The organism is Falsiroseomonas sp. (assembly GCF_051859025.1).
Taxonomy (GTDB): domain Bacteria; phylum Pseudomonadota; class Alphaproteobacteria; order Acetobacterales; family Acetobacteraceae; genus Falsiroseomonas.
Map to the genome: position 1 here is coordinate 72409 of NZ_JBHYGL010000039.1, position 23743 is coordinate 96151.

General features: G+C 70.0%; 21 protein-coding genes and 3 tRNA genes. 6 read left to right on the forward strand and 18 right to left on the reverse strand.

Features of this window, described 5'->3' with window-relative positions:
• Window position 1 precedes the first annotated feature (1 nt).
• The 17 genes from ACTIE5_RS26270 to ACTIE5_RS26350 form a co-directional block, all read right to left on the reverse strand.
• Complete coding sequence (locus ACTIE5_RS26270; RefSeq protein WP_092960862.1) at window positions 2-562, reverse strand: NuoB/complex I 20 kDa subunit family protein; 561 nt, start codon at window positions 560-562, stop codon at window positions 2-4.
• Window positions 563-617: 55 nt separating this feature from the next.
• Complete coding sequence (locus tag ACTIE5_RS26275) at window positions 618-986, reverse strand: NADH-quinone oxidoreductase subunit A (protein ID WP_439552697.1); 369 nt, start codon at window positions 984-986, stop codon at window positions 618-620.
• A 285-nt stretch (window positions 987-1271) separates the two neighbouring features.
• Window positions 1272-1348, reverse strand: a tRNA-Asp gene (locus tag ACTIE5_RS26280).
• Window positions 1349-1858: 510 nt separating this feature from the next.
• Window positions 1859-1930: transfer RNA gene (locus ACTIE5_RS26285), tRNA-Val, on the reverse strand.
• Window positions 1931-2020: 90 nt separating this feature from the next.
• Entirely contained in the window at window positions 2021-2296 is a 276-nt protein-coding gene (locus ACTIE5_RS26290; protein ID WP_092960779.1) for an HU family DNA-binding protein, read from the reverse strand.
• A gap of 287 nt (window positions 2297-2583) precedes the next feature.
• Window positions 2584-5004 (reverse strand): endopeptidase La, encoded by a 2421-nt coding sequence (gene lon / locus ACTIE5_RS26295; RefSeq protein ID WP_439552698.1) that lies wholly within the window; start codon window positions 5002-5004, stop codon window positions 2584-2586.
• Between the two features lie 256 nt (window positions 5005-5260).
• Window positions 5261-6517, reverse strand: coding sequence for an ATP-dependent Clp protease ATP-binding subunit ClpX (clpX, locus tag ACTIE5_RS26300; RefSeq protein ID WP_439552699.1), 1257 nt, complete (start codon window positions 6515-6517; stop codon window positions 5261-5263).
• 214 nt (window positions 6518-6731) lie between these two features.
• Window positions 6732-7376: an ATP-dependent Clp endopeptidase proteolytic subunit ClpP gene (clpP, locus tag ACTIE5_RS26305; protein WP_092960776.1), complete on the reverse strand. Its 645-nt coding sequence runs from the start codon at window positions 7374-7376 to the stop codon at window positions 6732-6734.
• A gap of 327 nt (window positions 7377-7703) precedes the next feature.
• Entirely contained in the window at window positions 7704-9050 is a 1347-nt protein-coding gene (gene tig / locus ACTIE5_RS26310; RefSeq protein ID WP_439552700.1) for a trigger factor, read from the reverse strand.
• A gap of 113 nt (window positions 9051-9163) precedes the next feature.
• Window positions 9164-9244, reverse strand: a tRNA-Leu gene (locus tag ACTIE5_RS26315).
• Window positions 9245-9319: 75 nt separating this feature from the next.
• Window positions 9320-10489, reverse strand: coding sequence for a class I SAM-dependent methyltransferase (locus ACTIE5_RS26320; RefSeq protein ID WP_439552701.1), 1170 nt, complete (start codon window positions 10487-10489; stop codon window positions 9320-9322).
• Window positions 10486-12777, reverse strand: a complete 2292-nt coding sequence (locus ACTIE5_RS26325) for a 1-deoxy-D-xylulose-5-phosphate synthase N-terminal domain-containing protein (RefSeq protein ID WP_439552876.1) — start codon at window positions 12775-12777, stop codon at window positions 10486-10488. The genes ACTIE5_RS26320 and ACTIE5_RS26325 overlap by 4 nt, the downstream gene beginning before the upstream one ends.
• 174 nt (window positions 12778-12951) lie before the next feature.
• A complete protein-coding gene (locus tag ACTIE5_RS26330) occupies window positions 12952-14142 on the reverse strand; it encodes an MFS transporter (RefSeq protein ID WP_439552702.1) in 1191 nt (396 codons plus the stop codon).
• Window positions 14139-14690 (reverse strand): hypothetical protein, encoded by a 552-nt coding sequence (locus ACTIE5_RS26335; protein ID WP_439552703.1) that lies wholly within the window; start codon window positions 14688-14690, stop codon window positions 14139-14141. The genes ACTIE5_RS26330 and ACTIE5_RS26335 overlap by 4 nt, the downstream gene beginning before the upstream one ends.
• Window positions 14691-14798: 108 nt before the next feature.
• On the reverse strand, window positions 14799-15260 hold the full coding sequence (locus ACTIE5_RS26340; protein ID WP_439552704.1) for a hypothetical protein: 462 nt from the start codon (window positions 15258-15260) through the stop codon (window positions 14799-14801).
• Window positions 15257-16693, reverse strand: a complete 1437-nt coding sequence (locus ACTIE5_RS26345) for a malonyl-CoA decarboxylase (protein WP_439552705.1) — start codon at window positions 16691-16693, stop codon at window positions 15257-15259. Before ACTIE5_RS26345 ends, ACTIE5_RS26340 begins: the two co-directional genes overlap by 4 nt.
• 88 nt (window positions 16694-16781) lie before the next feature.
• A complete protein-coding gene (locus ACTIE5_RS26350; protein WP_439552706.1) occupies window positions 16782-18206 on the reverse strand; it encodes an NAD(P)H-hydrate dehydratase in 1425 nt (474 codons plus the stop codon).
• Window positions 18207-18252: 46 nt separating this feature from the next.
• On the opposite strand from ACTIE5_RS26350, the gene ACTIE5_RS26355 reads away from it, so the two are divergent.
• The 4 genes from ACTIE5_RS26355 (at window position 18253) to ACTIE5_RS26370 (ending at window position 21449) form a co-directional block, all read left to right on the forward strand.
• Window positions 18253-18633, forward strand: a complete 381-nt coding sequence (locus ACTIE5_RS26355; protein ID WP_439552707.1) for a hypothetical protein — start codon at window positions 18253-18255, stop codon at window positions 18631-18633.
• A 70-nt stretch (window positions 18634-18703) separates the two neighbouring features.
• A complete protein-coding gene (parA, locus tag ACTIE5_RS26360) occupies window positions 18704-19339 on the forward strand; it encodes a ParA family partition ATPase (RefSeq protein WP_439552708.1) in 636 nt (211 codons plus the stop codon).
• A gap of 97 nt (window positions 19340-19436) precedes the next feature.
• Window positions 19437-20018, forward strand: a complete 582-nt coding sequence (locus ACTIE5_RS26365; RefSeq protein WP_439552709.1) for a GNAT family N-acetyltransferase — start codon at window positions 19437-19439, stop codon at window positions 20016-20018.
• A gap of 45 nt (window positions 20019-20063) precedes the next feature.
• Entirely contained in the window at window positions 20064-21449 is a 1386-nt protein-coding gene (locus ACTIE5_RS26370; protein WP_439552710.1) for a tetratricopeptide repeat protein, read from the forward strand.
• Here the strand turns inward: ACTIE5_RS26370 and ACTIE5_RS26375 are convergent.
• A complete protein-coding gene (locus ACTIE5_RS26375) occupies window positions 21430-22332 on the reverse strand; it encodes a DMT family transporter (protein WP_439552711.1) in 903 nt (300 codons plus the stop codon). The two genes, ACTIE5_RS26370 and ACTIE5_RS26375, sit on opposite strands and share 20 nt — an antisense overlap.
• On the opposite strand from ACTIE5_RS26375, the gene ACTIE5_RS26380 reads away from it, so the two are divergent.
• Entirely contained in the window at window positions 22331-23026 is a 696-nt protein-coding gene (locus tag ACTIE5_RS26380; RefSeq protein WP_439552712.1) for an NUDIX domain-containing protein, read from the forward strand. The two genes, ACTIE5_RS26375 and ACTIE5_RS26380, sit on opposite strands and share 2 nt — an antisense overlap.
• Window positions 23023-23739 carry an alanyl-tRNA editing protein gene (locus tag ACTIE5_RS26385; protein ID WP_439552713.1) on the forward strand — a complete coding sequence of 239 codons (717 nt, stop codon included), beginning with the start codon at window positions 23023-23025 and terminating at the stop codon, window positions 23737-23739. The genes ACTIE5_RS26380 and ACTIE5_RS26385 overlap by 4 nt, the downstream gene beginning before the upstream one ends.
• The last annotated feature ends 4 nt before the right edge of the window (window positions 23740-23743 follow it).

Consider the following 23743-nt stretch of genomic DNA (forward strand, 5'->3'; position numbering starts at 1 on the left):
CTCAGCCACGGAGGATGGTCCCCGTCCGGCGGATCTTCTTCTGCAGCTGGAGGATGCCGTAGACCAGCGCCTCCGCCGTCGGCGGGCAGCCCGGGACATAGACGTCCACCGGCACCACGCGGTCGCAGCCACGCACCACGGCGTAGCTGTAATGGTAGTAGCCGCCACCATTCGCGCAGCTGCCCATGCTGATCACCCAGCGCGGCTCGCTCATCTGGTCGTAGACCTTGCGCAAAGCGGGCGCCATCTTGTTGGTCAGCGTGCCCGCCACGATCATCACATCCGACTGCCGCGGCGATCCGCGCGGGATGATGCCGAAGCGGTCGAGGTCGTAGCGCGCCATATAGGCGTGGATCATCGGTACCGCGCAGCAGGCCAGGCCGAAGGTCATCGGCCAGAGGCTGCCGGTCCGGGCCCAGTTCACCACCTTGTCGAGGTTGGCGATGACGAAGCCCTTCTCCTCGATCTCACCCGTGATGCCCTTGACCACGGCGTCCTGCGCCGGACCGGGGGGCAGGGCCTCCCGGTTCCAGGCGATGTCCTGTGTGTTCGAACCGCTCATGCCGATCTCCGGGCGCCCCGCCGGCGCCCCCTGAAATTGGTGCGAAGCCGCGCCTTCATTCCCAGTCGAGCGCGCCCTTGCGCCACTCATAAATGAAGCCGACCGTCAGCACGCCGAGGAAGCCCATCATCGACATGAAGCCGAACCAGCCGATCTCGTTCAGCGTCACCGCCCAGGGGAACAGGAACGCCACTTCCAGGTCGAAGATGATGAACAGGATCGCGACCAGGTAGAAACGGACATCGAAGCGCCGGCGCGTGTCGTCGAAGGGCTCGAATCCGCACTCATACGCCGAGAGCTTTTCCGGATCCGGCTTCTGGTGCGCGGCCAATAAGGCCCCGCCCACCATTGCGCACGCAATGGCGGCCGCGATCCCAAGGAACACCAGGATCGGGAAGTATTCAGCCAACATGGGCTGGGTCATGCCACGGCACCCTTTGCCTTACCTCAATCCCCGGCATTAAGGCCCCGGGGTTTTCCGCATGCGCGATATGGGGGAGCTTCCCGCGTTTTCCCGCAGGCCCCCGTCCCATGCCGCACCGCAGCAGGGGGAGATTAGACCCGCCCGCCGCGCTCCGCCATAGGGTGCAGCGCATCATGGCAGTGTTGACATGCGGAGATTGCCGAAAGCGGAACAAGCGCCCCAGCCAACCGGTTATCCGGGAGCCAAAGCGCTAAATCATTCGGGTTGTGAGGAAAACCAGTCGCGTGGCGCGAGTGACGGGGCTCGAACCCGCGACCTCCGGCGTGACAGGCCGGCGCTCTAACCAACTGAGCTACACCCGCACGCGACTGGTGAGGCGGGAGATACGGGGGCAGCGGGGGGGTGTCAAGCGCGAGCCCCCGGTGAAATGGAGCGCCGCCGCAGATGGATGTGGACGGTTTCCGACGTTCGTTATGGCGCGCGGATTCGGTGATGAATGGAAAATTTCCGGCTGCCGGAGCCGACGCCGTGATGATCGCCGAGGGGATACGGCCAAGGACAAGCCGCGCTGCGCGGCGGTGCCGCGCAGGTCGCTTCTTGCCGCCTCGTCCGGCCGCTGCAGGACATCGCCATCGGCGGGCCACGCTGCGCGGCGGTGCCGCGCAGGTCGCTTCCTGCCGCGTCGTCCGGCCGCTGCTGGACATCGCCATCGGCGGGCCACGCTGCGCGGCGGTGCCGCGCAGGTCGCTTCTTGCCGCCTCGTCCGCCCGCTGCAGGGCATCGCCATCGGCGGGCCACGCTGCGCGGCGGTGCCGCGCAGATCGCTTATTGCCGCCTCCGGCGCATTCCTCCTCGCCTTCGGCGAGGAGGAATGGGCGCTGACGGGATCGAACCGCCGACCAACTGCGTGTAAAGCAGCCGCTCTACCTCTGAGCTAAGCGCCCGCGGCCCTCCCCTACGCCAGGCCGGCACAAACGAAAAGGGGCCGGTCCCTGCGGACCAGCCCCCTTCCCGCTTCCCGTTGCCGGGAGAGCTCAGTTCACGGCGTCCTTGAGGCCCTTGCCGGCCTTGAAGCGCACGGTGGTCGAGGACGGGATCTTGATCTCCTCGCCCGTGCGCGGGTTGCGGCCCTTGCCGGCCTTGCGCTTGGACGTCGAGAAGGTCCCGAAGCCGACCAGCCGGACCTCGCCGTCCTTCTTGCTCAGCGCCTTGGTGATCGCGTCGAAGACCGCATCCAGCACATCCCCGGCCTTCGCCTTCGGCAGATCGCCAGCCTCGGCAACAACGGCGACCAGATCCTGCTTATTCATATGGGACCCCCCTTCAGGTTCCTGTGTGACGACATTCGATGGCCAGCCGGCACGACTCTGCCGGCGCCCCGGCGGCACACTAGGAGGCGCTTTTCCGTCGCGTCAACGCTGCGCGGCCCGATTAATGGCGGATATCCGCCATTCCTGGCAGTGGTGAGGCGCAAAACCCACGGATTGCGCCGGTCTGCCCAACTGCCTGAGACAAATCCCAGACAGCCCAACAAAAAAAGCGAAGGGCGCGCACCGTTCCCGATGCGCGCCCCCTCAACCCCGTCGATCCGGCCGGATCAGTGCGGCCGGACGGCCGATCCATCGCCACCGGCACCCGATGCCGCCGCGGGCGGTGCCTCCGGCGGCTCTTCCCAGGTGATCGCCTCCGGCGGCCGCACCAGCGCCTTGGAGATCACCTCGTCCACATGGCTCACCGGCAGGATGGTCAGGCCCTTCTTCACGCTGTCCGGAATCTCGGCCAGGTCCTTCTCGTTCTCCTTGGGGATGAAGACCGTGGTGACGCCAGCCCGCAGCGCCGCCAGCAGCTTCTCCTTCAGGCCCCCGATCGGCAGCACGCGGCCACGCAGCGTGATCTCGCCCGTCATGGCCACATCCCGGCGGATCGGGATGCCGGTCAGGACGGAGACGATCGACGTCGCCATCGCGATGCCGGCCGAGGGTCCATCCTTCGGCGTCGCGCCTTCCGGCACGTGCACATGGATGTCCCGCTTCTCGAACAACGTGGGCTTCAGGCCGAAGCTGGGGGCGCGGGAGCGCACATAGCTCATCGCCGCGCTCACGCTCTCCTGCATCACGTCGCCGAGCTTGCCGGTCGTCTTGGTCGCGCCCTTACCGGGCACCACGACCGATTCGATCGTCAGGATCTCGCCGCCCACTTCCGTCCAGGCCAGGCCGGTGACGACGCCGACCATGTCCTCGGCCTCCGCCTCGCCGTAGCGGAACTTCCGGACCCCCGCGAATTTCTCGAGGTTCTTGACGTTGACCGCGACCTTCTTCGCCTTCTTGGAGACGATCTCCTTCACCGCCTTGCGGGCGATGCCGGCCAGCTCGCGCTCCAGGTTGCGCACACCAGCCTCGCGGGTGTGGTAGCGCACCATGTCGCGCAGCGCGTCCTCGCTGATCGACCACTCGCCGGCCTTCAGCCCGTTGGCTTCCGACACCTTCGGCAGCAAATGGCGCTTGGCGATCTCGACCTTCTCATCCTCGGTGTAGCCGGGGATGCGGATGATCTCCATGCGGTCCAGCAGTGGCTGCGGCATGCGCAGGCTGTTCGCTGTCGTCACGAACATCACGTCCGAGAGGTCGTAATCGACCTCCAGGTAGTGGTCGTTGAAGGTCGCGTTCTGCTCGGGGTCCAGCACCTCCAGCAGGGCGGAGGAGGGATCGCCACGCCAGTCGGCGCCGAGCTTGTCGATCTCGTCCAGCAGGAACAGCGGGTTGGAGGACTTGGCCTTCTTCATCCCCTGCACGACCTTGCCGGGCATGGACCCGATATAGGTCCGCCGGTGGCCACGCACCTCCGCCTCGTCCCGCACGCCGCCCAACGACATGCGCACGAAGTTCCGCCCCGTCGCCTTGGCGATCGACTTGCCGAGCGAGGTCTTGCCCACGCCAGGCGGGCCGACCAGGCACAGGATCGGGCCGCGGATCTTCGGGCTGCGCGACTGCACCGCCAGGTACTCGATGATCCGTTCCTTGATCTTCTCGAGCCCGTAGTGGTCGGCGTCCAGCACCTTCTCCGCCGCCTCGATGTCGTTGCGGATCTTGGTCTTCTTCTTCCACGGGATCGACAGGATCCAGTCGAGGTAGTTGCGGACCACGGTCGCTTCCGCGCTCATCGGCGACATGGTCTTGAGCTTCTTCAGCTCCGCCATCGCCTTGTCGCGCGCTTCCTTGGAGAGCTTGGTCTCCTTGATCTTCTTCTCGAGCTCGGCGGTCTCGTCCTTGCCATCCTCGCCCTCGCCCAGCTCCTTCTGGATCGCCTTGAGCTGTTCGTTCAGGTAGTACTCGCGCTGCGTCTTCTCCATCTGCCGCTTCACGCGGCTGCGGATGCGCTTCTCCACCTGCAGGACGCCGATCTCCGACTCCATATGGGCGAAGACGCGCTCAAGCCGCGGGCCGACGCCCACGATCTCCAGCAGTTCCTGCTTCTCGGCGATCTTGAGGTTCAGGTGGCTCGCCACCGTGTCGGCCAGCTTGGCCGGCTCCTCGATCTGGTTGATCGAGACGAGGACCTCAGGCGCGATCTTCTTGTTGAGCTTGATGTACTGCTCGAACTGCGCGACCACGGTGCGCGCCAGGGCTTCAAGCTCCCGCGCCTCGGTCGCGGGTTCCTCGGCCAGTTCGGAGAAGGCCTCGAAATACGGATCGGTGCCCTTGTAGGCGGCGATCTTCGCGCGCTTCCCGCCTTCGACCAGCACCTTCACGGTGCCGTCGGGCAGCTTCAGCAGTTGCAGCACCGTGGAAACGGTGCCGACCTGGTACAGGTCGTCGATGCCCGGGTCGTCCTGCGCCGCGTTCTTCTGCGCGACGAGGAGAATCTGTTTGTCGTCCCGCATCACCGCTTCCAGCGCGCGGACGGATTTCTCGCGCCCGACGAAGAGCGGCACGATCATATGGGGGAAGACGACGATGTCGCGCAGCGGCAGGACGGGAAGCAGTTCGCCGCGTGCGGGTTGGGTGGGATTGGCCGCCATATCGGACCTCACTCAGGACAGTCGGCGCGGGGTCCGCCCCCAGGACGATCCCACCACGGGGGCCCTGGTTATCGGCACGGGCCCCGGCGCCACGGGGTTGTCATCCAGATGGGTCCCCTTCCCCGCGGCCACAAGGCGGGCCTGCCATGCTGGCAGCGCCTTCCTGGGTGGACCGCCGGCGCCGGCTTCCGGGGACCGTGCATCACCAGCGCAGGCCTCGCGCCTCACCAGGCGCTGGCCTGCGACCATCGCCTTGTCAGGCGCTAGTCTGCTCCACGGGGCGTTCACCGTAGATGAACAGCGGCCTCGCACGCCCCTCCGCCACCTCGCGGTTCACGACCACTTCCTCCACATCCTCCAGCCCCGGCAGGTCGAACATGGTGCCGAGCAGGATGCTCTCCATGATCGAACGCAGGCCGCGGGCGCCGGTGCGGCGCTGGATCGCCCGCGTCGCGACGGACCGCATGGCGTCCTCGGTGAAGGTGAGCTTCGCGCCCTCCATCTCGAACAGCCGCTGGTACTGCTTGACCAGCGCGTTCTTGGGCTTGGTCAGGATCTCGATCAGCGCCTTCTCGTCGAGGTCCTCGAGCGTCGCGACGACGGGCAGGCGGCCGATGAATTCGGGGATGAGCCCGAACTTCAGCAGGTCTTCCGGCTCGACCTCGCGCAGGATCGCGCCCGTGCGGCGTTCATCCGGCGCCCGCACCTCGGACCCGAAGCCGATGCCCGAGCCCTTGCCGCGCGCCGCGATGATCTTCTCGAGTCCCGCAAACGCGCCGCCGCAGATGAACAGGATGTTCGTCGTGTCCACCTGCAGGAATTCCTGCTGGGGATGCTTCCGCCCGCCCTGCGGGGGGACGGAGGCGACGGTGCCTTCCATGATCTTCAGCAGCGCCTGCTGGACACCCTCGCCGCTCACGTCGCGCGTGATGGAGGGGTTGTCCGACTTGCGGCTGATCTTGTCGACCTCGTCGATGTAGACGATGCCGCGCTGCGCGCGCTCCACATTGTAGTCGGCGGACTGCAGCAGCTTGAGGATGATGTTCTCGACATCCTCGCCGACATAGCCGGCCTCGGTCAGCGTCGTCGCATCGGCCATGGTGAAGGGCACGTCGAGGATGCGGGCCAGCGTCTGCGCGAGCAGCGTCTTGCCCGAGCCCGTCGGCCCGACCAGCATGATGTTGGACTTCGCGATCTCGATGTCGCCGGACTTTCCACCATGCGCCAGGCGCTTGTAGTGGTTGTGCACGGCGACGCTCAGGACCTTCTTCGCGTGGTCCTGGCCGATGACATAGTCATCGAGCACCTTGCAGATCTCGCGCGGCGTGGGGACGCCATCGCGGGACTTCACGAGGTGCGTCTTATGCTCCTCGCGGATGATGTCCATGCAAAGCTCGACGCATTCGTCGCAGATGAACACGGTAGGCCCGGCAATGAGCTTCCGGACCTCGTGCTGCGACTTGCCGCAGAACGAGCAGTACAGGGTGTTCTTCGAGTCGCCGGACTTGCTCATGCGCGCTCCGAAAGCCTCAAGCCCCGGCCGCCTGGAAGGCTGACGGCGCGGGACGCCCACCCCCCGGCTGGGGAGCGGCAACGGGTGAATGTAGCCCCGCCTTGCGGCGGGGGAAAGCATAACCCTGTTCCAAAGGACAGATCAGAAACAAGACGTGAACAAAACCCGAGGGGTCCGTTCCCGCCCTGCCCTTGGATGGGGGATGGGCGCGCGTTCAGCTCTTCGCCGCTTCCACGGGCGGCGCCGGGCGCTGTTCCACCACCTGGTCGATCAGCCCGAAATCGCGGGCTTCCTCGGCCGTCATATAGGTGTCGCGCTCCATCTTCCGCTCGATCTCATCCAGCGCCTGGCCGGTGTGATGCACGTAGATCCGGTTGAGCCGTTCGCGGGTCTTCAAAATCTCCCGCGCCTGGATGGCGATGTCCGTCGCCTGCCCCTGCGCACCGCCGGAGGGCTGGTGGATCATCACCTGGCTGTTCGGCAGGGCGTAGCGCTTGCCCTTGGCGCCGGCCGTCAGCAGCAGGCTGCCGGCGGAGGCCGCCATGCCGATGCAAACGGTCGAAACCGGGCTGCGGATGTACTGCATCGTGTCGTACATCGCGAGACCGGCCGTCACCACGCCGCCGGGGCTGTTGATGTAGAAGGCGATGTCCTTGTTCGGATTCTCGCTTTCCAGGAACAGCAGCTGCGCGCAGATCAGCGACGCCACCTGGTCGTAGATCGGCCCGGTGAGGAAGATGATCCGCTCCTTCAGCAGGCGCGAATAGATGTCATAGGCCCGCTCGCCCCGTGCCGTCTGCTCGACGACCATCGGGACGAGGGAGTTGTTGTAGATCTCGACCGGATCGCGGTCCCGCATGGTGGTCCCTTTCATGCCCCGCCGCCGGCGGGGCTGCAGCCAACGGAACGACCCCTGGTGCGGCCGGTCCTCGAAGGCGATTCTCTACGATTGATATTAATGTGGGGAAACCAGGGCGACGCGCAAAGCCCCCCTGTTGCTGCATTTCCCCAACCAATCCCCCGCATCATCCAGGCGGCGGCAGATGGGATGCGCCCCACCACGACGCAAGCGCACCCAAAGCAAGCGGGGTCGGCACCCGCCAAGGCGCCGACCCCGTTCATGCCCAAGGCCCCGCGATACGCCCCGAAGGGCGCATCCCGCGGCCGATGCGGGGGGCTGGCCCGGTCAGGCCGCCTCCGCCGCCTGCGCGGTCAGTTCCGCCGGGGTGATCGTCGTCTCCGTCACCTTGGCCAGTTCCAGCACGAAATCGACCACCTTCTCCTCGAAGATCGGCGCGCGGAGATTCTCGACCGCCTGCGGATTCTTCTGGAAGAACTCGATGACCTGCTTCTCCTGCCCCGGGTAGCGGGAGGCTTCCTGGCGCATCGCGGCGCCCAGTTCCTCATTCGTCACCTGGATGCTGTTGGTCCGGCCGATCTCGCTCAGCAGCAGGCCGAGGCGGATGCGGCGCTCCGCGATGGCGCGGTAATCGGCCTTCAGCGTGTCCTCGTCCTTGCCCTGGTCGTCGGCGTCCAGCTTGCCGGCCTTCAAATCCTGCTCGACGCGCTGCCAGATCTGGGCGAATTCGCCATCGACCATGCCGGCCGGCACCTCGAAGCTCGCGCGCTCCGCCAGCGCGTCCAGCAGCTGGCGCTTCACCTTCATCCGCGCCAGCGAATCGTATTCGCGCTGCAGGTTCTCGGTCACCGTCTTGCGCAGGGCGGCCACGTCCTCCAGCCCCAGGCGCTTGGCGAACTCATCGTCCACCGCGGGCAGCGCCTTGGTCTTCAGGGACTTGGCCGTGATGGCGAAGACCGCGTCCTTGCCGGCCAGCTCGGCCGATCCGTATTCCGCGGGGAAGCTGACGGAAATATCCTTCTTCTCGCCGGGGCTCATGCCTTCCAGCTGCTCGGTGAAGCCGGGGATGAAGCCATCGCCAGCGACTTCGATCGGCATGTCGGCGGCGGTGCCGCCCGGGAAGGGCTCGGCCAGGCTGCCATCCTCGTTCTTCAGGCGGCCTTCGAAGTCGCAGACCAGCACTTCGCCCTTCGCGGCCGGGCGGGCTTCCGCCACGTCCTCGGTGGTGGCGAGGCGCGAGCGCATCGTGTCGAGGAAGCCGTCCACTTCCGCGTCGCCCGGCACGGCCTTCTGCCGGTCCAGCGCGATGCCGGCGAAATCGGGCATCGGGATCTCGGGCAGCAGTTCCAGCTCGACCTTGTATTCCAGGTCGGCGCCGTCGCTGTAGTTCACCAGGTCGACCTTGGGCTGCATCGCCGGGCGCAGGCCGCGCTCCGTCAGCAGCAGGCGCATGGATTCGTCGACCGACTGCTCCAGCACCTCGCCGGCCACGGCGCTGCCATAGCGCTGCTTGACCACGGCGGCCGGCACCTTGCCGGGGCGGAAGCCGGGCAGGCGCAGGTCGGCGCCCAGTTCCTTCAGCCGCTTGTCACGGCGCTCCGCCAGGCTCGCCGCCGGAACGACGACCTGGAACGCCCTTTTCAGCCCCTCTGCGGGAAGCTCGGTGACCTGCATTTCGGACCTTCTTTATCCTGAGGGCGCTCCGGGGCAGTGGTGGCCCGGTTGCGCGGCACGCTGGAAGCCCGCCCCCCTAGCGGCTTGGGGGCGCGGCGGCAATGGGGGGACCATGCGGGCGGAGGGACTCGAACCCCCATGGCTTGCGCCACTGGAACCTAAATCCAGCGTGTCTACCGTTCCACCACGCCCGCGCAGGCCGCTGGATACAGCGCCGCAGCCCCTTCCCGCTACCCCCCCCGATCAGCCCCCCGATCAGCTTCCCCCGGTCAGCTTGCCGGCCGACGGAAGACGAACAGATTGCTCAGCCAGCTGACCGTATCGGCGGCGACCACATGCGTGTCCTCCCGTACCTCCAGCACCTCCAGCCCGGCCTCCCGCGCCAGGGCGAAGATGGCGGGCTGGGGCAGGATATGGACCTCCATCCCCGGAGGATCCGTCGCGGCGGCCAGGTAGTCGTCGATCGAGAAGGCGTAGCCGACCCTGTGGGTCGCCATCTGGAACATCGCCACCCCGCCCGGCCGCAGCCCGACGAAGGCGATCGCCAGCAACCGCGCCGCGACGGGCGGCGGGTTGTGCTGCAACACCATTCGGCTGAACCAGAAATCCCATTCCATCCCCGGCGGCATCGGCGCGGCCGGCGTGCTGCGATGCCAGGCGACATTGTCCACGATCCGCGCCGCCGCCTGTTCCGCCGCCAACGCCAGATGGGGGGCGGAGATGTCGCAGCCCATCACCCCGTCGAACAGCCGGGCCAGCGCCAGGGTCGCGCGCCCCACGCCGCAGCCGAACTCGATGGCCTGCGGCAGCGCTTCGGGCGCGATGCCATGCCGTGTCAGCACGGCCTCCACCATCCGCGAATCGTCCAGGCCGGTGGCGTAGAAGGCGTCGATGCTCCGCCCGATGGCGTCCGGGCGGAAGCGGTCCTGCGTCAGCACCGACCAGTGCGGCGCCTCCCGTCCCACGGCATCCCAGTAGCGGCCCGTCCGCTCCAGCATCGCCTGCATCTGCGCCGCGCTGGCGGCGGTCTCGATCGCGAGGCCCGGCGCGCCGATCGGCAGGCGTGGTTCCACCCGCTGGCCGACCCGCGCCCGGTATTCATCCGAATGCAGGAAGCGCGTCACCAATTCGCCAGCGGTGCCGGCCTGGGCCAGATGGCGTTCGAGGACGCCGTCATTCTCCGGCTCCCGCCCCAGGAACATGCGGTAGCAGGCACGCACGTCATCGGGCGTCGCCGCGATGGCGCCCGTGCCCGGCCGCTGGGGCCGCGCCGCCCGGGGAGGCTTCGTCACCGACGGTGCCGGCGGGGCAGCGGCGGCAACGACGGAAGGCTGCACCGGAGCGACTGCCACGCGCGCCATACCCGCCGCCGGCCGGACCGCCGCCGGGATCGGCCGCACCACCGCCGGCCGCGCCGGCTTCGTCCCATCCCCGCTCATCGGCCGATTCGTCCCTTCGCATCCGGGCCCAGCAGAGCCGCCGCGCAGGCATCCAGGATGGCATCCGACCCCAGCCCATAGGCCGCGTAGAGGTCCGGGATATCCCCCGCCTGCCCGAATCGATCGACGCCGAGCGGCACCACGCGCTGCCCCCGCACCCCGCCCAGCCAGGAATGCGCCGCCGGATGCCCGTCCAGTATCGTGACCAGCGCCGCATCGCGCGCCAGCGGCGCCAGCAGCCGCTCCACTGCGCTCTCCCCCCCGCCGCGGCGGGATGCCAGCCACCCCTGGTGCAGCCGGTCGGGGGAGGTGATGGCCATCAGCCCCGCGCCAGGCACATCCTCCCGCACCGCCTCGAAGGCTTCCAGCGCCTCCGGCGCCACCGGCCCCTGGTAGCAGATCGCGAGTTCGGCGCCCGGCGCCGGCGGCACCACCCAGTAGCCGCCCGCGATCGCGCCTTCCGCATCCAGCTTCCGGTCCGGCTGAGCCAGCCCGCGCGTGGACAGCCGCAGCCAGACGGCGCTGCCATCGGGCTTCTGCATGTGGTCGAAGGCGAAGCGCATCAGCACAGCAAGCTCATCGGCATAGGCGGGCTCGAAGGCCACCAGCCGGTCCTGCGCCATGCCGATCAGCGGCGTGTTGATGGATTGGTGCTGCCCCCCTTCCGGCGCCAGAGTCAGGCCGGATGGCGTGGAGACCAGCAGGAACCGCGCATCCTGGTAGCAGCCATAGATCAGCGCATCGAGGCCGCGGTTCACGAAGGGGTCGTACACCGTCCCGATCGGCAGCAGCCTGGCCCCGTTCAGCGAATGGCTCAGCCCCAGCGCGCCCAGCAGCAGAAACAGGTTCTGCTCCGCGATGCCGAGCTCGATATGCTGCCCCTCCGGCCCCATGCCCCAGCGCTGCGCGGATGCCAGCTTGGCGTCGCGGAACACGTCGTTCTTGAGGTGCCGGTCGAAGATGCCGCGCCGGTTCACCCAGGGGCCGAGATTGGTGGAGACCGTCACATCCGGGCTGGTGGTGACGATCCGCTCCGCCAGCGGCGCGAACTCCCCGTGCCCGCGGCCGATCTCGGCCAGGATCTCCCCGAAGGCGGCCTGGGTGGACATCATCCGGCCCGGCGGGATGCGCGGCGATGGCAGGGCGGCCGGCACGGGCACGGTCGGCGCGGACAGGGCACGGCCTTCCGGTGCGATGGGCGTCGCGAAGGGGACCGCGGCCAGGAAGGCCTCGACCTCCTGCGCCGGGACCTCCAGCCCCTCGAACCGGTCCCATTCATGGCCGTCGCGGATGCCCATGGCGATCTTGAAGGCCGCCATCTGCTCCTTCGTCATCAGCCCGGCATGGTTGTCCTTGTGCCCCGCGAAGGGCAGGCCCATGCCCTTGATGGTGTAGGCGATGAAGCAGGTGGGCTGGTCGCCCGCCGCGTCCTGCGCGCGGAAGGCTTCCGTCAGCGTCTCGATGTCATGGCCGCCGAGATTGGTCATCAGCGCGGCCAGCTCATCGTCGCTCAGCGGATCGATGATGGCCCGCACCCCCGGCACCCGGCCGAGATCCGCCAGCACCGCGTTGCGCCAGGCGGGGCCGCCCTGGAAGGTCAGCGCGGCATAGAGGCTGTTGGGGCAGTCATCGATCCAGCGGCGCAGATGGTCGCCATCCTCCCGCGCGAAGGCGGCTTCCAGCCGGCGGCCGTATTTCAGGGTGACGACGTTCCACCCCATGTCGCGGAACAGGCCCTCGATCCGGCCGAACAGTCGGTCCGGCACCACGCTGTCCAGGCTCTGGCGGTTGTAGTCCACCACCCACCAGACATCGCGGACATCGTGCTTCCAGCCCTCCAGCAGGGCCTCGTAGATGTTGCCCTCATCCAGCTCCGCATCGCCCACCACGGCCACATGCCGCCCGCGCGCGATCTCCGGCCGGCCGAGCCCATGCAGGCGCACGTAATCCTGCACCAGCGACCCGAAGGTGGTCAGCGCCACGCCCAGGCCCACGGAGCCGGTGGAGAAATCGACCTCAGCCCCATCCTTCACCCGGGACGGATAGGGCTGGATGCCACCGAATTCCCGCAAGGTCGCCAGCTTCTCCCGCTGCTGGCGCCCGAACAAATAGTTGATGGCGTGGAAGACCGGTCCCGCATGGGGCTTCACCGCGACGCGATCCTGCGGCCGCAGCACCTCGAAATACAGCGCGGCAAGGATGGAGACGGAGGAAGCGCAGGAGGCCTGGTGCCCGCCCACCTTCAGCCCGTCCCGGTTCGGTCGGATGTGGTTGGCGTTGTGGATCATCCAGGCGGAAAGCCAGAGCAGCTTGCGCTCCAGCTGGTGCAGCACGCGCAGCCGGTGCGATTCCCGGTGGAGCGCATCCTCGGTCGCCTGGCGGATCGGGCGTTCGGCGGTCATCGGCGCCTCCTCTGGGTCTTGTCGCAAAGATAGGGACTGACGGCGATCAAGCGAAGCACCTCAGCGCGGTGCCCGCCACCAGCGCCAGGTGAGCGCCAGGGCCACCAGACCCTCCACCCCCATCAGCGCCGTGGCCGCCGGCGCGCCGATCCAGTCCGCCATCAGGCCCAGATGGAGAAAACCCAGCAGCCCGAGCCCGACGCAGACCGACAGCACGCCGAGCGCCCGGCTGCGTTCCTCCGCCGGCATGGCGATATAGACCAGCGTGGCCTGCATGGTGGCGAAGCCCGCGCCACCGGCCCCCATCACCACCAAGGCGAGCCCCGCCGGCACCACCCCTGGCGCCAGCGCGAAGGCCGTCGCCATCCCGCAATAGAGCGCACAGCCCCCGATATAGACCGGGCGATACCAATGCGCCGGCGCCCGCGCGGCCAGCACCATCGCGGCGATGAAGGCGCCCACGCCATCCATGCTGGCCAGCAGCCCGACGCCATCCGGGCCGAGCCCCAGCGTCCCCGCGCCAATCACCGGGACCATCGAATTCGCTGGCCAGCCGAACAGGTTGTAGATGATCGTTACGATCAGCACGCCCCGCATCCCAGGCTGGCGCAGCACCAGGGCGAAACTCTCCCGCGTGTCGCGAATGACGGAAAGCGGCCGTTGCGTGACCGTGCTGCGGTGCCGGATGCGCAGCGCCGCGATACCCGCCAGCAGGTACAGCACCAGGGACAGCAGGAAGGCCGCCATCGGTCCCTGCGCCGCCAGCAACGCGCCCCCCAGCGCCGGCCCCGCCACCCGGCTGGCATTGTTCGCCACGACATCGAGGGACATGGCCGATGCCATGCGCGTGGTGCCGACGATCTCCCCCAGCATCATCCGCCGCACCGGATTGTCGCTGGCCCAGGCGATACCGGAGATGAAGGCCGCCAGGCCCAGCAGCCAGACCGGCGGCTGCCCGATCAGCGATGCCGCCACCAGCCCCGCCGCCACCAGCGCCTGGCATCCCACCACAGCCACCAGCGCGTGCCGCCGCTGCACCCGGTCCGCCGCCACGCCCAGCGTCGCGCCGAACAGCCCCATCGGCAGCAGCCGCACCAGCGTCATGGAGGCAACGAGGAAGGGCGATTGCGTCTGGTCGTAGACCATGATGGCGATGACCAGCATCTCCAGCCACCGCGCGATGGAGATGAAGGTGCCGACAAGCCAGATGCGCCGGAAATCCGGCACCCCCAGCACCCCTGTCGTTGTCACTCCTTGGAACAAGGCGGACCCGGCGTTGTTGGAACGATCCTCGCAGGGGATTCCGCAAGTCTCAATCCACCGGGCTGCGCGCTGGGCGCGGGGCGCTCAGGCCCCTGGCGCATCGCGCCGCCCAGGGACCGGGCGCCTTCGCCCGTAGCGCGGTGGCGAGCAGGGCGCACAGCCGGCTGGCGCGCAACGGTCACGCCAGCCACCGCCGGCAGCGCCTCCCCGGCACCGATCACGACCAGGATGCCGCCATCCCGCCGCAGCCCCGGCAGCACCGGCTCCGTCCACTCGGATGCCTTGCTGGCCTCCTCCTCCGCGGCGCCCGCCCCGGTGAGCAGCGTCGCCAGCCTCTCCCGCAACCCGGGGGGCCAATCGGGCGAGGGTGCCAGCACCACCGTGGCATCGCCGGCCAGCCAACCCGGCGGCCTGGCCACCAGGCCGGCCGGCGCAGCATCGGCGGCGGCGGGCCACAGCGCTTCCTTCACCGGGAAGCCATCCATCACGCTCGCCCGGCAGAGGCCGGATGCGGCCATCACAGCCAGTACTGGCACCAGCCGCCACCGCCCCGCCACCCGCTACCTCCGCCCCGCCGATGCCGGGTAGAGACTGGCGAAGGGGCGGGGCCGCGGTCCTGAAGCCGGGGGGATGCCGGGGCGAAATCAGTCCGGGGTGGAGGTCACGCGAAAGACGCCCATCGGCGGGCCCGGCGGCCTGGCGACAAGGTTATGCGCCGGCGCGCCGCCGGGCTGTTCCAGCCAGTAGAGCGTCGCCGTCCGCGCCCCTCGCCCGGCGGGCCCGATGATGACCCGCATCGCCGCGGGTTCATGGGGGTCTGTCAGCGTCCGCACCGCCCGGCCCGGCAGGTCCGGCACGATGTGCACCAGCAGGGCGCCCGATACCCGCCCCACCGCCAGAAGCGTGTCCAATTCCTGGCCGCCGGCCCGCATCCTCGCCGGTGCCAGGCAGGGCGCGGGCAGCGGGCAGCGCAGCGTGCCGATCTCGGCGAAGGAACCGTCCTCCGCCCGCTGCTCCACCACCACGCGCACCGGCCCCGCCTCCTGCGCCGCCGCGCCGCCCGCAGCCATCATCACCGCCACCGCGGCGCCGACGAGAACCCTCACACGAACCCCTTGGCCAGCTTGCGGGTGGCGGAGGACGCCGCGCGGCGCCCCTCACCCGCATACTCCTCATGGTAATCCTCGATCTTCGCGGGATCGTAGCGGTAATTGACCATCAGGCCGAAGGACTCACGAAAACCCTTTTCGGAGGTATCGGCGCGCCAGTTCAGCCGTTCGACGCGCGCGCCGTTGCTCAGATGGAAATGCGCCACCGGGTCGCGCGCCCGCTTCGCAACGCGGCCGGATTCCGCCAGCAGGTAGCGCGCGCAGGCGCGCATCAGGATGGGTTCCAGCGCCTTGCCGAGCGGCTCCTCCCGCGCAGGCACGCGCTTCGCGAGGATGCGCCGCAGGGTCTGGGCCGGGGTTTCCGGCTTCGCCGCCTCGCCCTCCGGCCCCGCGATCGCCAAATCCGCCGGCACCAGCGCCCGCAGCGCCACCGCTTCCTCCTCCGTCACCAGCGCCACGTCGCCGGCATCCAGCTTCCCCTCCATCCACCGCCGGAAGCCGGGGATGGGAGAGAGGGTGGCGAAGCAGTCGAGGTTGCCGAACTCCGCGCCCAGCACCTCCACCACCCGCTTGATGAGGAAATTGCCGAAGGAGATGCCATCCAGCCCGCGCTGGCAGTTGTTGATGGAATAGAAGACCGCCGTATCCGCCGTCTTCGGGTCCTGCACAGGCGCCTTCTCATCCAGCAGCCCCTGCACGCTGGCGGCCATGCCCTGCACCAGCGCGATCTCGACGAAGATCAGCGGCTCATCCGGCATTCGGGGGTGGAAGAAGGCGTAGCAGCGGCGGTCGGAGTCGAGGCGGTTCTTGAGGTCCCGCCAGGTGCGGATGCGATGCACCGCCTCATACCCCACCAGCTTCTCCAGCAGCATGGCGGGGGATGCCCAGTCGATGCGGCGCAGTTCGAGGAAACCCACGTCGAACCACCCCGCCAGCAGGGTGCGGAAATCGGCCTCCAGCGCCTGCAGCAGGGGCTCGCCCTCCATCCGCGCCATCAGATCGGCGCGGAGGTCCACCAGGAACTTCACCCCATCCGGAATGGTGGTGAACTGCGTCAGCAGGCGCTGGCGCGGCGGTTCCAGCACCCGGCGCAGCGCCGCCTTGGCGGAAGCGCGTTCCGCCACATCAGCCGCCGCCGCCACCCGGTTCCAGGCCGCCGTCACCGCAGCGGCATCCGAATCGAAGCCCGCCAGCGCGCGCAGGAACTCCCCCCGCCCCGCATGGTCCGCCGCCAGATAGGCCTGGGCGAGCTTCGCGGCGCGGGACCGGGCAGAGACCTCGCCGCCCCGCGCCTCCAGGCAGGCGCGCATCTGCGCGGCGAAGCCATCCTCCTCCCCGCCCGTCACGGAGGAAGCCATGTCCCGCCACAGCGTGGTCACGCGGCGGAGCGCGCGATCGAAAAGCCCGGCGGGGGCGGCAAGGTCCGACATCACGGATCCTTTCTGCGTGTTTCAGGCACTCTGCCCGAGAAGCACCAGCGGCGTCGAGCAACCTTGCCGAGAGGCGCTTGCGGAGAAGCTAACGGGGCGCTCCGTGATGGGCGCGGAGCCCGTCCGGCAGATGGTCCGCGATCTCCTCCGCCACCAGCCCCGGGCCGATGCGCATCGCGGCCTCCCCATGCAGGAAGCAGGCGGCGCAGGCGGCCTCGAAGCGGGGCATTCCCTGGGCGAGCAGCCCCGCCACGATGCCGGCCAGCACATCACCGGTGCCGCCGGTGGCCAGCCAGGGCGGCGCATTGGCGTTGATGGCGATCCGTCCGTCCGGCGCCGCGATGATGCTGTCCGCCCCCTTCAGCACCACCACCGCGCCGGTGCCCGCGGCGGCTGCCCGCGCGGCGGCGGGGCGGTCATCGCCTGGCGGGCCGAAGACCGCGGCGAATTCCCCGGCATGGGGCGTAAGCACCGCGGCGCCGGCCAGCACGGCCGGGTCGCCCGCGGCCGCGCGCAACGCGCCGGCATCCGCCACCACCTGCCGCCCGGCCTTCACCACCTGGCGCAGCAGGGCGCGCGTCGCGCCATCCGGCGGCAAGCCGGGGCCGATCACCCAGGTGCCGATCCGCGCATCGGCAAGCAGCGCGAGGAGACCCGCCTCGCTCACCATCACGCCGGGATCGCCAGCGCGCAGCACGGCGGCGGTGGCGGCATCCGGCGCCAGCATCGTCAGCAGCCCGGCGCCCGCACGGCGCGCGGCCCGCGCCACCAGCCTGGCCGCGCCCGTCATTCCCGCCCCGGCCACAACGGCGACATGGCCGCGCGCGTATTTGTGGGCATCGGCCCCTGGCACGGGCAGCCGCCACAGCCCCGGCCCGTTGCGGAAGGCACGCGGGGCGATCCCCGCCAGCACGGCGGCCGGCAGCCCGATATCCGCCAGCACCACCTCCCCGCACAGCGCCCGCCCAGGATACATCAGGTGCCCCGGCTTCAGCCGGAAGAAGGTGACGGTCAGCGCGGACGGCTTCGCGAAGCCCCGCACCGCGCCGGTCTCGCCATCGACGCCGGATGGCACGTCCACCGCCACCACCGGCGCCGCCACGGCGCGCAGCACCTCGGCCGCCAGCCCCGCCACCGGCTTCGACAGCCCCGCGCCGAACACCGCATCCACCACCAGCCCCGCCCGCGCCGCCTCCGCGGCCGAGAACGCCACCATCGGCCCGCGCCAGCGCGCGGCGACGGCGGCAGCATCGCTGCCGGGCCGGGGTGGCGCCAGCGCCGCCACCGCCACCGGCCAGCCCGCCTGGTCCAGCAGCCGGGCGATGACATAGCCATCGCCCCCGTTATTGCCGGGCCCCGCCAGCACCAGGGTTCGCACCGGCCGGAAGCGGCGCATCGCCGCCCGCGCCACCGCCCGGCCCGCAGCCTCCATCAGCGCAAGGCCCGGGATGCCGCCGGCGATCGCCGCGGCATCGGCGCGGGCCATGTCGTCGGGTGTCAGAAGCTCATCCATGGCGGCAGCCTATCGAACCCGGGCGCCCCTGGCGCGCTTCCCGCTCATGAAAATCCTGCTCCCCCCGACGCTGCTCGCCGCCCTGCTGGCCCTGCCCGCCGCCGCGCAGCAGTTGGACCAACAGCCCGCCGCCGGGTCCCGCCCACCACCCACCCGGATGGAGGGCGACCGCGCCGGCCCGCCCACCGCCCCGACGCAGCCCCCCGCCCAACCCCCGATCGGCACTGGCGCCCCGCGCAACGAGCCCGCGCGGACCACGCCGCCGCCGGGCCATGCCACGATGCCGGCTCCCTCCGTGCCCAACCAGCGCCAGCCCGAGCGCAGCGAAGGCGCCAGCCAGGCCGGCCAATCCCCCATCGGCCCCCGCCCCGGCGCACGGCCGGACGCCAGCACGACGCGCGCCCAGGAAGGCCCCCAACGCCGATAGCGGCGTCTTGACGACCGCCATGCCCTCATTTGCTAGGCTTGGCGCGAAACCGGGTCGTGGAGTCGCAGGCATGGCCTTCATCGTGGCGGTCGCGCAGCGCAAGGGCGGCGCGGGCAAATCCACCCTCACCGCCAATCTGGCCGCCGCCCTGGCCGGCAGCGGCGCCCGCGTGGCGTTGCTGGACACGGACCCGCAGCAGACCCTCGCCCGCTGGGGGGCGGAACGCGCCAAGGCCGGCAGCCGCGCAACCCACCTCGACATCGATGCCCCCGCGGGCTGGCGCGTGCCCGCGGCGCTCGACAAGCTCCGCCGCACCCACGACTTCGTGCTGCTGGACACGCCCCCCCACGCCGATACCGACGCCAAGATCGCCATCCGCGGCGCCGACCTGGTGCTGGTCCCCCTCCAGCCCTCGCCGGCCGATCTCTGGGCCATGGACGCCACGCTGGACCTGGCCAAGGCGGAGAAACGCCCCGCCGCCATCGCGCTGAACCGCGCCCCGGCCTCCGGCAAGCTGCTGACCATGATCCAGGCGGAGATCGCCCGCCGCGGCCTGACCCTGCTGGCGCCCGCCATCGGTAACCGCACCGGCATCGCCCAGGCCTTCGCCTCCGGCCTCGGCGTGACCGAATCGGCGCCGCGCTCCGTGGCGGCGGAGGAGATGCGCGCCCTGGCCGCCGCGCTGAAGGCGCTGCGAAACGAATGAAGCGCGGCGGCTTTGCGCCGGCCGCCAACCCGCGCTATCGCCCACGGTCCGCCCTCGGCCTGATCGACACACGGCCTGGGCCCAGGAAGCGTAGCACATGGCAAAGGCGACGGGCGCCAAGGGCACCCGATCCAGGATCACCGCGGCCAAGCCCGCCATCCGCAAGGCGGCCGCCATCGCGGAGGCCATCGAGGCCCCCCCTCCCCCGCCTCTGCCGCGCGGCATGTCATCTGCTTTGCCCCGCGGGCTGTCGCCCGACGCCGGCGTCGAGATCAGCGAGGACGCCTTCCCCGAACTCGATGCCGTCGCCGCCATCCAGCGCGGGTTGCACACCTACAACCAGGAGATGGGCGGCAATTACGACCGCGAACCGGTGACGCTGCTGGCCCGCGCCCCGGACGGCACGGCCCGGGGCGGCCTGCTCGGCCTGACCTTCTGGGGCTGGCTGTTCATCGACTGGCTCTGGCTGTCGCGCGACCTGCGTGGCAAGGGCGTGGGGTCCGAATTGCTGCTGCGGGCCGAAGCGATCGCGCGCGAACGGGGCTGCGCCCATGCCTATACGGATACCTTCAGCTTCCAGGCGCCCGATTTCTGGCTGCAGAACGGCTACGCGGAATTCGGCCGGCTGGATGGCATGCCCGCGGGCCATTCCCGCATCTGGTTCCGCAAGACGCTGTGACCGCATGCCCGTCGATTCCCGACGCCTGAACGGCCCCTGACCGCGATGCTCCCGCCGCTTCGCCCCTTCAATGCCGCCTCCTCGGCCCCATCCTGGGATCCTCCCGCCTCAGGCCCCGACAGGCCCGAACTGATCCTGCATATCGGGCAGTCCAAGACCGGCACCTCCTCCATCCAGCGGGTGCTCGGCGCGCGCCGGGCGGATCTGGCGGCGCTCGGCATCTGCTATCCTGCCTCCCCCGGCTGGGCCAACCACGGGATGCTCCCGGCCTCCCTCGTGGCGCCGGAGGCACTCGGCCACTTCAACCCGGCGCTCTGGGACGGCATGGGGGCGGAAGCGCGCCTGGCCCGCTTCCGCCGCGAATTCGCCGCCGAGATGGGGTCCCTGCCCGACAAGACGCGCCTGGTCATCCTCTCGGCGGAGCAATGCTCCGGCCTGCTGGTCACGCGGGACGCCATCGCCCGGCTGCGCGACCTGGTCGCCCCCTATGCCGGCCGCATCCGCGTGGTGATGTATCTCCGCCGCCAGGACGCGCATTTCGCCAGCGGCTACACCCAGGCGCTGCGCGTGGCGCAGATCAGCCCGCCCGGCCTGCCGCCCTATGGCCCCGACCGCCTGCCGCATTACGACTACGCGACCGTGCTGGACGACTGGGCCGCCATCTTCGGCGATGCTGCGATCGAGCCCCGGATCTTCGAACGCGCCAGCATGGTCAATGGCGATGCGGTGGATGATTTCCTGGCCCTGGCCGGCGTCCCCCTGGTGGTCCCCTCCGACGACCAGGACCGCTACAGTAACCTCTCCGTCACCCCCGCCGCGATCGAGCTGATGCGCCGGTTCGGGGAGGCGATGCGCGGGACGCCGGAAGGGCTTTCCGCCGCCTCCCCCCTCTGGCGGCGATTCGTCGCCGCGGTGTCGGATGCGATGCCCGGGCCTGGCTGGAAGCCCGCCCCGGCCGAAGCCGCCGCCTTCCTCGCCCGCTATGCCGCGGTGAACGAGGCCACGCGCCGCCGCTGGTTCCCGGGCCGGCCGTCCCTGTTCGCGGAAATGCCCGTGGGCGCTCCCGATGGTACCTCCGTGGCCGAATCCGCGGCCATCGACCCAGATGCCGCGCTCGACGCCGCCTGCACGCTGCTGCTGCATGAACTAACATCCGCCGCGCAGCGGGAGGCGCAGCTGCTGGTTGCACAGGGCCGCCTGCTGGACCGCCTCGGCGATGAAGCCGCCGCCGCCCATGCCTACCGTTCCGCCACCCACGCCGTGCCGGACCACCCCGTGGCGCAGGCCCGCCTGGCCGATATCGCGCTTGCCGCCGGCGATGTCGCGGCGGCGGAGGCGCATCACGCCGTGCTGCTGCGCCGCCACCCGGACCACCCGCAGACGCAGCGCCTGGGTCGGCTGCTGGCCCGGACTACCGCCGCGCGCCCCTGACGACTTCCCGCCGCCAAATATAGAGGCCCGCCGCCACCAGCACGCCGAAGCCGAGCAGGTCATACCCGTCCGGCCATTCAGCCCAGATCCCGATGCCCACCATCATCGTCCAGATGATGCCGGAATACTCGAAGGGCGCGAGCAGCGTCGTCTCCCCCCGCCGGTAGGCCGCCGTCATCTGCAACTGCGCCAGCGCCGATGCCAGGCCAATCCCCACCAGCAGCGCCCATTGCGTGGCATCGGGCGTGACCCAGACCGGGATGGTGGCCAGCGCCGACGCCGCGGAACTGATCAGCGCGAACCAGATGACGATGGCGACGCCGCTTTCCCCCGCATCGCCCATGCGCCGGATGGTCATCATCGCCAACGCCCAGCCGACAGATCCCAGCAGCACGATGCCGACGGACAGCGCCGGCAGCGCGGCATCCCCGCCGCCGAAGGGCCGCACCATGATCAGCACGCCGAGGAAGCCCACCACCACCGCGGACCAGCGCCGCCACCCCACCTGTTCCTTCAGCACCACGACGGACAGCGCCGTCAGGAACAGCGGCATGGTGAAGCCCAGCGCCGTGACCGTCGCGATCGGCAGATTCGCATAGCCGTGGAAGGCGCCGAACATGCCGAACATGCCCCATAGAGCGCGCTGCGCGTGCTGGCCGGGGTTGCGGGTTCTCAGCGCCTCCAGCCCCCCGGCCCGCGCCAGCAGGATGAACAGAAGGGGCAGGGCGAAGAGGTTGCGGAACAGCACCACCTGCGCGACCGGCAGCGCGGGCCCGATCGCCTTCACCCCCGCCGCCGCGACGCAAAAGGTGGCGGAGGCCCCGATGACGAGGAGGATGGCGCGCGTGCGGGCGGCGCGCAGGGCAACGGGATCTGGGGACATGGACCTTCCTGACTCGCGAAGCTACGGTCCTGGCCGCATGAGCGCCACCCCACCGCCGCGTCATCCCAAGGCACCCCCGATCCCGCCCCATCCCGGGCTCGACATCCTGGAGGATGAGGTCGTCTGGGCGCAGCGCTTCGCCCTCCAGCGCGTCCGCTTCCGCTACACGCGATTCGACGGCGCGCCATCCGGCATCCTGACCTGGGAATTGTGGCGCCGCGGCCAGGGCGTGCTGGTCCTGCCCTATGACCCCGCCACCGACCGCGTCGCGCTGATCGAGCAGTTCCGCCTGCCCGCGCTCTCCGCCGGCATGGCGCCCGTCATGACCGAATGCCCCGCCGGCCTGCTGGAAGCCGGTGAGGATGCGGAAGCCTCCGCCCGTCGCGAACTGGCGGAGGAAACCGGCCTCACCGCCCGCGCCATGGCGCCGATCGGCCGCTTCATGCTGATGCAGGGCGGCTGCGATGAGGTCGTGCACTTCTTCTGCGGCCAGGTGGACCTCTCCGCCGACAATGCCACCACCCATGGCCTGGTGTCGGAGAACGAGGATACCCGCGTCCTGACCCTGCCGGCGGAAGACGCCTTCCGCCTGGTGGCGGAGAACCGGATCGAGAACGCGCCCGCCGCGCTCTCCCTCATGTGGCTGCAACTGAACCGCGCGCGGCTGCGCGCCGAATGGATTCCTTCAGCATGACCGATCAGCTTTTCACCGAAGACGCCTACCTCCGCGAATGCAGCGCGACCGTCGTCGCGGTGGAGGAAAAGGGGATCCTCCTCGACCGCACCTGCCTCTATGCCCGCAGCGGCGGCCAGCCCGGGGACAGTGGCACCATGCGCTGGGCGGATGGGGAGGCGGTGGTCGCGGAGGCCATCAAGGGCGAGGCAGGCGCCATCCTGCACGGGCTGGCGCCGGGCAGCGCCACGCCGCCGGTCGGCGCCACCGTCACCCTCACGCTCGATTGGGCGCGCCGCCACCGCCACATGCGCATGCACACCACGCTGCACCTGCTGTGCAGCATCCTGCCGGGCATCTACGCCACGGGGAACCAGATCGGCGCGGAGAAGTCGCGCCTCGACGTCGATCTCGCGGAGCCCCCCGCCAAGGAATGGTTTTCCGAGAAGCTGGCGGAACTCGTGGCCGCCGATCATCCCATCTCCACGACCTGGATCAGCGAGGCGGAGTTGGACGCCAACCCGGCGCTGGTCCGCACCCTCTCCGTCCAGCCGCCCCGCGGCGCGGGCCGCGTGCGCCTGGTGCGCATCGGCACGGAAGACGCCCCCATCGACCTCCAGCCCTGCGGCGGCACGCATGTGCGCAGCACCGGGGAGATCGGGCGCGTCGAGGTGACGAAGCTTGAAAGCAAGGGCCGGCAGAATCGCCGCATCCACATCGTGCTGGGAGACTGACGCC

What these genes read in the sequence shown, in the direction of transcription:
- parA (WP_439552708.1), top strand. Translation starts at nt 18,704, where the DNA reads ATGGCCTTCATCGTGGCGGTCGCGCAGCGCAAGGGCGGCGCGGGCAAA.
- ACTIE5_RS26375 (WP_439552711.1), bottom strand. Translation starts at nt 22,332, where the DNA reads ATGTCCCCAGATCCCGTTGCCCTGCGCGCCGCCCGCACGCGCGCCATC.
- ACTIE5_RS26325 (WP_439552876.1), bottom strand. Translation starts at nt 12,777, where the DNA reads ATGATCCACAACGCCAACCACATCCGACCGAACCGGGACGGGCTGAAG.
- ACTIE5_RS26320 (WP_439552701.1), bottom strand. Translation starts at nt 10,489, where the DNA reads ATGAGCGGGGATGGGACGAAGCCGGCGCGGCCGGCGGTGGTGCGGCCG.
- ACTIE5_RS26355 (WP_439552707.1), top strand. Translation starts at nt 18,253, where the DNA reads ATGAAAATCCTGCTCCCCCCGACGCTGCTCGCCGCCCTGCTGGCCCTG.
- ACTIE5_RS26365 (WP_439552709.1), top strand. Translation starts at nt 19,437, where the DNA reads ATGGCAAAGGCGACGGGCGCCAAGGGCACCCGATCCAGGATCACCGCG.
- ACTIE5_RS26275 (WP_439552697.1), bottom strand. Translation starts at nt 986, where the DNA reads ATGACCCAGCCCATGTTGGCTGAATACTTCCCGATCCTGGTGTTCCTT.
- clpP (WP_092960776.1), bottom strand. Translation starts at nt 7,376, where the DNA reads ATGCGGGACCGCGATCCGGTCGAGATCTACAACAACTCCCTCGTCCCG.
- clpX (WP_439552699.1), bottom strand. Translation starts at nt 6,517, where the DNA reads ATGAGCAAGTCCGGCGACTCGAAGAACACCCTGTACTGCTCGTTCTGC.
- ACTIE5_RS26270 (WP_092960862.1), bottom strand. Translation starts at nt 562, where the DNA reads ATGAGCGGTTCGAACACACAGGACATCGCCTGGAACCGGGAGGCCCTG.
- tig (WP_439552700.1), bottom strand. Translation starts at nt 9,050, where the DNA reads ATGCAGGTCACCGAGCTTCCCGCAGAGGGGCTGAAAAGGGCGTTCCAG.
- ACTIE5_RS26290 (WP_092960779.1), bottom strand. Translation starts at nt 2,296, where the DNA reads ATGAATAAGCAGGATCTGGTCGCCGTTGTTGCCGAGGCTGGCGATCTG.
- ACTIE5_RS26385 (WP_439552713.1), top strand. Translation starts at nt 23,023, where the DNA reads ATGACCGATCAGCTTTTCACCGAAGACGCCTACCTCCGCGAATGCAGC.
- lon (WP_439552698.1), bottom strand. Translation starts at nt 5,004, where the DNA reads ATGGCGGCCAATCCCACCCAACCCGCACGCGGCGAACTGCTTCCCGTC.
- ACTIE5_RS26370 (WP_439552710.1), top strand. Translation starts at nt 20,064, where the DNA reads ATGCTCCCGCCGCTTCGCCCCTTCAATGCCGCCTCCTCGGCCCCATCC.
- ACTIE5_RS26345 (WP_439552705.1), bottom strand. Translation starts at nt 16,693, where the DNA reads ATGTCGGACCTTGCCGCCCCCGCCGGGCTTTTCGATCGCGCGCTCCGC.
- ACTIE5_RS26380 (WP_439552712.1), top strand. Translation starts at nt 22,331, where the DNA reads ATGGACCTTCCTGACTCGCGAAGCTACGGTCCTGGCCGCATGAGCGCC.
- ACTIE5_RS26350 (WP_439552706.1), bottom strand. Translation starts at nt 18,206, where the DNA reads ATGGATGAGCTTCTGACACCCGACGACATGGCCCGCGCCGATGCCGCG.